Origin of the sequence: Nocardiopsis sp. FIRDI 009 (assembly GCF_003386285.1) — a bacterium.
GTDB lineage: Bacteria > Actinomycetota > Actinomycetes > Streptosporangiales > Streptosporangiaceae > Nocardiopsis.
The window spans coordinates 40,408-50,105 of record NZ_QPNC01000014.1 but is presented as its reverse complement, the minus strand read 5'-3'; the positions used below and the strand labels follow the sequence as shown (position 1 = coordinate 50,105).

General features: G+C 72.8%; 9 protein-coding genes. 4 read left to right on the top strand and 5 right to left on the bottom strand.

The window, feature by feature from the left end; all coding sequences use genetic code 11:
• Positions 1-151: 151 nt before the first annotated feature.
• The 3 genes from DVR05_RS11860 to mca all read right to left on the bottom strand — a co-directional run bounded on the left by DVR05_RS11860 (position 152) and on the right by mca (position 3,392).
• Complete coding sequence (locus DVR05_RS11860) at positions 152-2,185, bottom strand: thioredoxin domain-containing protein (protein ID WP_116245912.1); 2,034 nt, start codon at positions 2,183-2,185, stop codon at positions 152-154.
• An 80-nt stretch (positions 2,186-2,265) separates the two neighbouring features.
• The gene (locus DVR05_RS11855; protein ID WP_116245911.1) at positions 2,266-2,508 is read right to left on the bottom strand and encodes a hypothetical protein; all 243 of its coding nucleotides are present in this window, start codon (positions 2,506-2,508) and stop codon (positions 2,266-2,268) included.
• 5 nt (positions 2,509-2,513) lie between these two features.
• Entirely contained in the window at positions 2,514-3,392 is an 879-nt protein-coding gene (gene mca, locus DVR05_RS11850; RefSeq protein WP_198659144.1) for a mycothiol conjugate amidase Mca, read from the bottom strand.
• 155 nt (positions 3,393-3,547) lie between these two features.
• On the opposite strand from mca, the gene DVR05_RS11845 reads away from it, so the two are divergent.
• The 3 genes from DVR05_RS11845 (at position 3,548) to DVR05_RS11835 (ending at position 5,364) form a co-directional block, all read left to right on the top strand.
• The gene (locus DVR05_RS11845; RefSeq protein WP_116245910.1) at positions 3,548-3,964 is read left to right on the top strand and encodes a DUF4307 domain-containing protein; all 417 of its coding nucleotides are present in this window, start codon (positions 3,548-3,550) and stop codon (positions 3,962-3,964) included.
• Positions 3,965-4,103: 139 nt separating this feature from the next.
• Entirely contained in the window at positions 4,104-4,604 is a 501-nt protein-coding gene (greA, locus tag DVR05_RS11840; protein ID WP_116245909.1) for a transcription elongation factor GreA, read from the top strand.
• 157 nt (positions 4,605-4,761) lie between these two features.
• On the top strand, positions 4,762-5,364 hold the full coding sequence (locus tag DVR05_RS11835) for an RDD family protein (protein ID WP_116245908.1): 603 nt from the start codon (positions 4,762-4,764) through the stop codon (positions 5,362-5,364).
• A gap of 52 nt (positions 5,365-5,416) precedes the next feature.
• Here the strand turns inward: DVR05_RS11835 and DVR05_RS11830 are convergent, their stop codons facing one another.
• Complete coding sequence (locus tag DVR05_RS11830) at positions 5,417-6,808, bottom strand: hypothetical protein (protein WP_116245907.1); 1,392 nt, start codon at positions 6,806-6,808, stop codon at positions 5,417-5,419.
• Between the two features lie 127 nt (positions 6,809-6,935).
• Positions 6,936-8,090 carry an FIST N-terminal domain-containing protein gene (locus tag DVR05_RS11825; RefSeq protein WP_116245921.1) on the bottom strand — a complete coding sequence of 385 codons (1,155 nt, stop codon included), beginning with the start codon at positions 8,088-8,090 and terminating at the stop codon, positions 6,936-6,938.
• Positions 8,091-8,247: 157 nt separating this feature from the next.
• On the opposite strand from DVR05_RS11825, the gene DVR05_RS11820 reads away from it, so the two are divergent.
• A complete protein-coding gene (locus tag DVR05_RS11820) occupies positions 8,248-9,666 on the top strand; it encodes a sigma 54-interacting transcriptional regulator (RefSeq protein ID WP_198659145.1) in 1,419 nt (472 codons plus the stop codon).
• Positions 9,667-9,698 lie beyond the last annotated feature (32 nt).

The following is a 9,698-nucleotide window of genomic DNA, read 5'->3' as shown; positions in this document are numbered from 1 at the left end:
ACGGTCAAGCCCGTGACCGGAACGGTGTCCGGGTCACGAGCTGAGGTTAAACGCCAAGCTAGGCGGTGTTCCTCGGGTCCTGCGCCGCGCCCCGGACCGGCGCCGGACGCCGGAACGACACCCCCTCGGGGGCCGTTCCACGCGAGTGGTCCTACCCGGACAGCTGCTGCCTCAGCTCCTCCGGCGAGGTGACGGGCAGCCTGCACGTGAAGCCCTCGCACACGTACGCGGTGGCCCGGCCGTCGATCGCCGCGCGCTCGCGCAGCAGAGGCACTCCCCCGTCCTCCCGGCCGTCCCCGCGCGAGAGCACCGTTCCCAGGGGAGCCCAGCGCAGCGCCGTGTTGACCAGCACGTCGACCTGGGGGTCGCCGGGGTCGCCGACGACCGCGACCGCCCGGGGGCCGCTCAGGAGGGCCTCACCCGTGGCCAACCCCCAGCCCGCGAACCGGGCCGCCTTCTCCGCCAGGAGGGAGACCGGGGACAGCGCGGCCTCGGCCGCGTCCCGGTGACGCCGCGACCCGGTCAGCGCCGCGTACGTCAACAAGGCCGAAGCGGCGGCCGACCGCCCCGAGGGGGTGACGTTGTCGGTGGGGTCCTGGGGGCGGCTGAACAGGCGCTCCGCGTCGTCGGCGGTGTCGAAGAAGCCGCCCTCCCCGTCGCCGAAGTGCTCCAGGATCGTGTCCAGCAGCCGCCCGGCCTCGTGCACGTAGCGGGCCTGACCGGTCACACCGTGCAGGGTCAGCAGGCCCTCGGCCATGTCCGCGTAGTCCTCCAGCACGCCCGCGCTGGTCCCGACGCGGCCGTCACGCGAGGTGCGCATCAGGCGGCCGTCGCGGACGTGGACGTCCAGGACCAGGTCGGCCGCGGTCCGGGCGGCGTCCACCAGGTCGGGGCGCTCCAGGAGGACCCCCGCCTCGGCCAGGGCCGCGACGGCCAGACCGTTCCACGCCGCCACCACCTTGTCGTCCCGGTCGGGGGCCACCCGCTCCTGGCGCGCGCGCAGCAGGGCCGCGCGCACGCGCTCGTGGCGCCAGGCGTCGGCGGGGGGCCGCGGGAGCCGGAGGACCGAGGCCCCGCGTTCGAAGGTGCCCTCCTCGGTGACCCCGAACACGCGCGCGGCGAACTCGGCGTCCTCCGGGTCGAGGACCTCGCGCAACTGGGCGGGGGTCCACACGTAGTAGGTGCCCTCCTCACCCTCGCTGTCGGCGTCCAGCGACGAGGCGAAACCGCCCTGGGGGGTGCGCAGGTCGCGGAGCATCCAGTCGGCGGTCTCCTCGGCCACCCTGCGCAGGAGGGCGTGTTCGCCGTTCTCCGCCGGCCCGGAGCCGGGCGGACGGCGGCTCATCCTCGTGTAGGCGCGCAGCAGGAGCGCGTTGTCGTAGAGCATCTTCTCGAAGTGCGGCACCACCCACTCCCGGTCGACCGAGTACCGGGCGAAGCCGCCGCCGAGCTGGTCGTAGATGCCGCCGCGCGCCATGGCCACCGCGGTTCCCCCGGCCATGAGCCCGGCGGGGGTCGGTTCACCGGTGGTCTGCGACGACAGGGTGCGCTCGTGCTGCGCGGTGAGGAACGACAGCAGCATCGACGGCGGGAACTTGGGCGCGGCGCCGAACCCGCCGTTGGTGTGGTCGTAGTCGCTGGCCAGCGCCCGCACCGCCAGATCCAGGGTCTGTCTCCCCGGCGGGGGCGCGGCGGCCAGCGTGCGCGGCCCGCTGAGCGCGTTCACCACCCGTTCGCCCTGCTGGAGGAGTTCGTCACGGCGGTCGCGCCAGGCGGTGGCCACGCCCTCCAGAAGCCGCTGGAAGTGGTCGCGCGGGAAGTAGGTGCCGCAGTAGAACGGCGCGCCGTCGGGGGTGGCGAACACGGTCATGGGCCACCCGCCCTGACCCGTCATGGCCTGGGTCGCCTCCATGTAGACGGCGTCGACGTCGGGGCGTTCCTCGCGGTCCACCTTGACGTTGACGAACAGGGCGTTCATCCGCTCGGCGGTCGCCGGGTCCTCGAAGGACTCGTGGGCCATCACGTGGCACCAGTGGCAGGCGGCGTAGCCGACGGAGACGAGCACGGGCACGTCGCGCCGGCGCGCCTCGGCGAACGCCTCCTCACCCCAGGGCCACCACTCCACGGGGTTGTCGGCGTGTTGCAGGAGGTACGGGCTGGTCGCGTCGCTCAGACGGTTGGGCATACCTCCACTGTGCCACCCGAAGGCCGCTCACCGGGGCTGCCCCTCCCGGTGGAGCGGCCCCGGACGGCGGAGCCCGGCGATCAGTCCCGACCGTTCTCCGCGGTGTCCCCGGAGGCGCCGACCACGGACGCGCCGCTCTCCTCGGTCTCGTCGGCGTCGGCGGACAGGGCGCGGAGCTTCCCGGTCATGCTGCGCATGAGGAAGTAGAGCCCGACACCGACCGCGAACACCGTGAGGAAGCCGAGCACACCCGGGGTCACGAGGCTCCGGTCCATCTGGACCTCGTCCGCCAGCACGGTCGCGGAGGTCAAAAGCGTGTTCATGCCACTCATACTCTCACCGCGTCCGTGACGCCCGCGAAGAGGTCCGTCTCCGGGACCTCCGTGTCGACCAGGGAACGGACCAGGTGGTAGTCCTCCGTCGGCCAGGCCTCGATCCGGACGTCGTTGGGCACCGCGAACCAGAACCCGTCGGGGTCCACCTGGGTGGCGTGCGCCTTGAGCGCCTCGTCGGCGACCTCGAAGTACTCGGCCACGTGGACCTGGGTGGTGATCTCCCAGCGGGGGCGGTCCCGCTCCTTGATCCGGTCGACCCACTCGGCGAACGGGTTCTCCAGGCCGCGTTCGGCGAGCACCTTGGCCAGGGCGTCGAAGCGCTCGGGTGGGAAGGAGACGAAGTAGTAGAGCTTGAGGGGCTGCCAGGGGTCGCCGGAGCCGGGGTAGGCGTCCGGGTCGCCCGCGGTGTCGAAGGCGCGCATCGACACCTTGTGGGTCATGATGTGGTCCGGGTGGGGGTAGCCGCCGTTCTCGTCGTAGGTGAGGATGACGTGCGGACGGAACCGGCGGATCGACGCGACGAGGGGCTCGGCGGCCTCCTCGACGGGGAGGGTGGCGAAGCTCCCCTCCGGGAGGGGCGGCAGCGGGTCGCCCTCGGGGAGACCGGAGTCCACGAAGCCGGCGAACTCCTGCCGGATGCCGAGGATCTCCCTCGCGCGCTCCATCTCCTCACGGCGGACCTGGGCGATGTTCTCTCGGATCTCGGGACGTTCCATCGCGGGGTTGAGGATGTCGCCGCGTTCGCCACCGGTCATGGTGACGACGAGCACGTCGACGCCCTCCTCCACGTAACGCGCCATGGTGGCCGCGCCCTTGCTGGACTCGTCGTCGGGGTGGGCATGAACCGCCATGAGGCGCAGGCGCTCGGACAACGAAGGCTTCTCCTTGACTCGGTGAACGGCTCGATGGGTGGGCCGTCCGGGCACCCCGAATGCACGGCATGGACGACTCACGCGTGGGCCGAGTAGGGGGGTTGTCGGGTCGGGGATATCTTAGACAACACCGTCCCCTCGTTCGGAGATTCCCGATGCCCGCGACCCCGGAAGAAGCCGCCGTGAACAGTGCCGACGCAGCGCCCGCGCTCCGCAAGCGCCATGGCAACGGCCCGCTCTTCTTCCTCTTCGGGACCGTCTTCGCCGTCGTCACGGCGATCGGGTGGGGGTACTCCGTCATGAACTACAACGGGCTGGCCGGTGGGGTGTACCACCAGGTGGTGTCGTTCGAGGCCCGCTCGGCCGAAGAGGCCAGGATCACCTTCGAGGTGAACAGCCGGGGCGGCGCCCACTGCCTCGTCTCGGCGCTGGACGACCAGATGGTGCAGGTCGGTCAGGACAGCGTCACGGTCGAGCCGGGGAACCGGATCGTGACCACGAGCGTTGACACGCTTCGACAGGCTTCCACGGTAGAAGTGGCCTCGTGCAGGGAACAAGACCCGCAGAACTGATCCACCGAACCCTCCCCCTGCCTGGCCCGGTACCAGGGCGGAGTCACGGGACCCGTGTGCGTCGGCACCCGGTGATATTCTCGTGAGTTCAGCTCTGGCCGCCTGGTGGCCATTGCTACTAGTACACCAAGGAGTTCCCGTGACCCAGACCCGCGACGACAACGTCACCTGGCTCACCCAGGAGGCGTACGACCGGCTCAAGGGAGAGCTGGACCACCTGACGGGGCGCGGGCGCGTCGAGATCGCGGAGAAGATCGAGGCGGCCCGGGAAGAGGGCGACCTGAGGGAGAACGGCGGCTACCACGCCGCCAAGGAGGAGCAGGGCAAGATGGAGGCCCGCATCCTCCAGCTCACCGAGATCCTGCGCACCGCTCGGGTCGGTGAGGCGCCCCGGACCGAGGGTGTGGTGGGCCCCGGCATGACGGTCACCATCCGGTTCGATGGTGACGACGAGGAGGTCACCTTCCTCCTCGCCTCGCGTGAGGAGAGCGGGGCCCCCATAGACGTGTACTCCCCGAAGTCCCCGCTCGGCGCGGCCATCAACGGCAAGCGCGTCGGCGACCACGTGAGCTACCAGCTGCCCAACGGCAGGAGCCTGGGCGTGGAGATCATCGAAGCCGTGCCGTACAGCGGGGCCTGAGCACTGCGGTGACCGGTGGGGGGCGGAGGCCCGCCCCCCACCCCCCGCCCGAGGGTGGGCCGGGGCGAGGGACACCGGTCACACCGGCCACGGCCAGCCCGTCGGTACCGTGGGAGGGCACGCCCCGCTTTCCGACGACCGACGCCCGAGGAACCGCATGTCCACCCCCCACTGGAACCCGAAGGATCCCCCGTACGGCCCCCCGCAGGCCCGGCGGGCCGGTTGGGGCCCCGGCGCTCCGCCGTACGGCCCCGCCCCCGCCCCCTGGGGGCACGCCGACCCCGCGGTCCCCGGCGGGCCCGGCGGCCCGGAACTGGCCGGCTTCGGCCGTCGGCTGGCCGCGCGGGCGATCGACTACGTCCTCGCGGTCTTCGCGGCGTTCGCCTTCTTCGTCTTCGTCGTCATCCTGGTCACGGTGCTGACCGGGGGCAGCGACACGAGCGACGCCGAGGCCAACGTGTGGGCGCTGATGTTCGTGTTCGGCTGGGGTCTGCTGCTGTTCTTCTACGACTGGCTGTACCTGGCCGCGTGGGGGCGCACGCTGGGCAAGATGCTGGTCGGGATCAAGGTGGTCAGCGCCGCCGACGGCGGACGGCTCAGCCAGGGCCAGTCCCTGGGCCGGTCGGCGCTGTTCGGTCTCCCCCAGTCCCTGCCGTTCCTGGGGCACCTGTTCTCCCTGGGCGAGTCGATGGCCGCGCTCGGCGACCGGCGCCTGGCCCTGCACGACCGCACCGCGGGGACGGTCGTCATCCGCACCTGAGCGCCCGCCCGGTCTTCCCGCCTCCGGCAGGCGGGGGCGCGCGCCCCGTCCGTCACGGCAGCGGTTCGCAGGCGGGCGCGTCGGCGCCGCCGTCGGCGAACACCGCCGGGACGTAGTTGTCCCGACCGATCCGGTACCAGGTGTCATCCGTCCCGAACGGCCCGCGGGCCGCGTCGCCGACGGCCTGGCAGTCCACGTCCACGACCGCCGTGTGCGCGGCCAGCCCCACCGGGGCGTGGTCGGTACCGGGGCCGTCCCGGACGATCACCGGGTCGCGCCGGCTCTCGGTGGTGATCCTGGTCTTCGACCGGTACTCGGCGGTCCACAGGTAGTCGACCCGCACCCACCCGTTGGTGGGCAGCCGGAGCCCTTCGCGGAACGCGCCGTCGGCCAGATCGATCCCGGCCGGGTTGCGGACCCGGCGGCCGAACCCGTCGAGTCCGCCGTTGTGGCCGTCGGTGTAGGCCGCCTGTGCCTGGGGGCGCCCGTGGCGCAGGTCCGGCCAGGACTGACGGGACTCGTTCCAGTGGTCGTCGGTGACGTTCCACGGACCCACGTCCCACACGGGCAGGTAGGCGCAGCGTGCGACGTGGTCCTCGGGCATGTCCTGGGGGACGGTCGGTCCCAGCGCCCCCGTCGTGCACACCCGGACCGTGTACTCCCCTCCGCCCCGGTTCGCCAGGGCCCGACGTGACGGAAGCGCGACGAAGTGGTCGTCGGGGCGGATGGTGTGCCCGTTGGCGGTGCGTCCGCCGACCAGACCGATCCGTGTGGCGAAGAGACGGGCCGAGAACGGCCCGACCCGTGTGTCCGGCTCGCCCTGTCCCTCCTCGCCCTCGGGCTCCTCCGGCCCTTCCTCGCCCTCCGGCTCCCCCTGGTCCCCGTGCCCCTCCGGCCGGTCCCCCGGCGTGTCCTGCCCGCTCCCCGGCCCGCCCTCGTCCGGTGCGCCGTCCCGCGGATCGGCCACGCGCAGCCCCAGCCCGGTCAGGGCGGTGTCGTCGCCGCCGAGTTCCACCCGCACCTGCACCCGGGAGACGTGTTCGGGCAGGGTGATCGTGCCGCCGCCCCGCGCGGGGTGCCACTCGGTCCACATCCCGTCGGCGCGCACCCCGCGCGCCTCGGCCAGCACGCCGCGGTCGTCCCCCTCGGCCCGCACGCGCACGTCCACCGTGTCGGTGGGCGCGCCCAGGTCCTGTTCGGGGAAGGTGGCCAGTCCGGTGTCGGTCCGCGCGTGCTCCCTGCGGGCCCCGACGCGGTCCTCCGCCCCGGCGACGCCGACGCGCAGCGCGCCGTCGTCGAGCAGCAGACCGACCCGGTCCGCGGAGGCGAGGTCCTGTGGGATCCACGCGGTACGCGCCTGGGCCGGGACCGCGGGCGCCAGCAGGGCGAGAACGCCCAGGGCGGCCAGAGTCCGCACGGTGGTCGGACGGCGTCGGTCGGACATCGCGTATTCCCTCACCCGAAAAGGAGCACATGGTCACTCTCAGTAAGCGTTCTGGTGTGCGCGTACTCAAGGAACTCGTGTCGGGTGTTGGTGATACGACGGTAAAGGTCCGGTGGGTCGGGTGCCCTCAGTCGGCGAAGGCCAACAGGCAGGCGGTGAAGCCGTGGACGTGGTTGACCCCGCCGACCGGGCCGATCTCCCCGGCCGCGAAGAAGCCCCCCACCGCCTCCACGCCCAGGATGCGGCGGACGGCCAGCACGTCGTGGTCGGCCTGCGGGAACAGGGCCTCGCCCCGCCCGTTGCAGGAGAAGAGCAACCCCGCGCCGACCTCGTGCTCGGCGCCGAAGTCGGCCAGTCTGCGGGCCAGGTCCTCGTCGGCGGTGCCCGCGTCACGCACCTGGAAGCGCACGGTCTGGCCCACATCGACCATGTCCCCGACGGCCAGCGCGCCCATCTCCGGGTCGACGCCGCTGAGCGCGCGGATCAGGAAGTCGCCCTGTTCGTGCTGCTCGGCGTACTCGTCCATGGCGATGCCCACGTGCAGCCCCTGGACGGCCAGCGCGCGGTCCTCCTCGCTCAGCGAGTCCACCAGCTCCTCCAGTTTCTCGTAGGCGTTGGTGCCCGCGAGTTCCAACAGGAGGTTGCCCTCGGCCTTGGTGACGGTCATGTTCGGGCCGATCGGGCGGCAGCCCTGACTGACCACAGTCCCGAGCACGCCCTCCCCGCCGACCAGCACGCCGACGGCGCCGCTGTCGACGGCCTCGCCCTCGTAGAACAACCGCACGGAGTCCTCCCCGCGCATGCCGTCGGCCATCCCGCCGACCAGCGGCAGCCCGCCGAGCGCGGGGGTGGACTCGCGGACGAAGGCCTGGGTGGGGAACTCGTAGGGGTTGGCGAGCAGGATCGCCACCCGGTCGCGGGGGCCGGGCTCACGCATCCCGACCACGGCGAGGTGGTCGTCCTCCAGGACCGTGTCCAACCGGAACGGCGTGAGCTCCACGCCCGGGAGCCGCGCGCACCACACGCTGACCGCGCCCTGGTTCTCCACCCCCCGGCCGCCGCCGATCACACCGGTGGAGCTGCACCCCACGCAGACGGCGCCCGAGGCGAGCTCCATGACGCGCCTGCCCGCGAGGGTGACCTCGTCCGGATCGGAGCCGCTGACGAAGAAGCACACCAGGTCGACCGGCCCCCGCACCTGCTCCAGGGCTGCCAGCACGGCCCGTTCGGCCGCGTTCACGAGGTCGGCCCCCGTCGTCAGAGCATTGCCGAACCGTGCCACCAGCCGCCACCCCGCCTTCACCGGCCACCGGCCGGACCTCGGACCGTACCTTCTCCTCCCATTCTTCCACTCCCCACACCGCCCTGGGGGGTTTCACGCCCACCGCGCCCGTCGCCGGCCACCACCCGGAACCCCTAGACTCCGTCGGGTGAGTCCCATCACGCCTCCCGCACCGCCCGAGGACCTGCCGAGCACCCTGGCCGCACTGCGCGAGTCCGGGCACGTCCACCGCCCGGTGGCCGCAGAGGTCCGGGACAACCTGCTGCGCCGGATGGGCGCGGGCCGCCCCCGCTTCCCCGGCCTGCACGGGTTCGACGACACGGTGCTCCCACAGGTCGAACGGGCCCTGATCGCGGGGCACGACATCGTCCTGCTGGGCGAGCGCGGCCAGGGGAAGACACGGCTGATCCGCACCCTGGCCGGGCTGCTGGACGAATGGTCCCCCGCCGTCGCCGGATGCCCGGTCAACGACCATCCGTTCGCCCCCGTCTGCCCGGGGTGCCGCGCGCGGGCGGCCCGCGAGGGCGACTCCCTGCCCGTGGTCTGGCGGCACCGCACCGAACGGTACGGCGAGAAGCTCGCCACCCCCGACACCGGAGTCGGTGAACTGATCGGCGACGTGGACCCGGCCCGGTTGGCCGAGGGCCGGTCGCTGGGCGATCCCGAGACCATCCACTACGGCCTCGTCCCCCGCGCCAACCGGGGTGTGTTCTGCGTCAACGAACTGCCCGACCTGCCCGCGCGCGCCCAGGTGGCGCTGTTCAACGTCCTGGAGGAGCGCGACCTCCAGGTGCGCGGCTACACCCTGCGGCTGCCCCTGGACCTGCTGCTGGTCGCCAGCGCCAACCCCGAGGACTACACGCACCGGGGGCGCATCGTCACCCCGCTCAAGGACCGGTTCGGCGCCCAGGTGCGCACCCACTATCCGCTCGCCCTGGACGACGAACTCGCCCTGCTGCGCCAGGAGGCGGCGATCCCCGAGGGCACGGTCGTCCCCACGCACCTGCTGGAGTCCGTGGCCCGGTTCACCCGGCTGGTCCGTGACTCGAGGAAGGTCGACGGCAGGTCCGGGGTTTCGGTGCGCTTCTCCGTCGCGGCGGCCGAGACCGTCGCCGCCTCGGCCCTGCGCCGTGCCGCGCTGACCGGTGAGGAGGTCCCCGTGGCCCGGGTCTGCGACCTCCCGTCGGCCGTGGAACCGCTGATGGGCAAGGTCGAGTTCGAGATGGAGGCCGAGGGACGCGAGGCCGAGATCCTCCACCTGCTGTTGCGGCGGGCGGTCGCCGAGACCTTCCGCGCCCGGTTGGGGGAGACCGACCTGACCCCGCTCAGCGACCGGTTCGGCGGGGGCGGCACCGTCGAGACCGGGGACCTGGTCGGAGCCGCCGAACTGCTGCGCCGGGTCGGCACGGTCCCGGGTCTGTCCGCGATGATCGAGCGGGCGGCTCCGGAGGCCGAGGACGGTCCGCCCACGCCCGGCCTGGCCGCGGCGGTGGTCGAGTTCGCGTTGGAGGGGCTGTACCTGGAGCGCCGTCTGGCCAAGGACACGCTCCCCGACCGCGACGTCTACCGTTTCTGAGACGCGGGACCCGGGACGCACGGCGGGAGGAG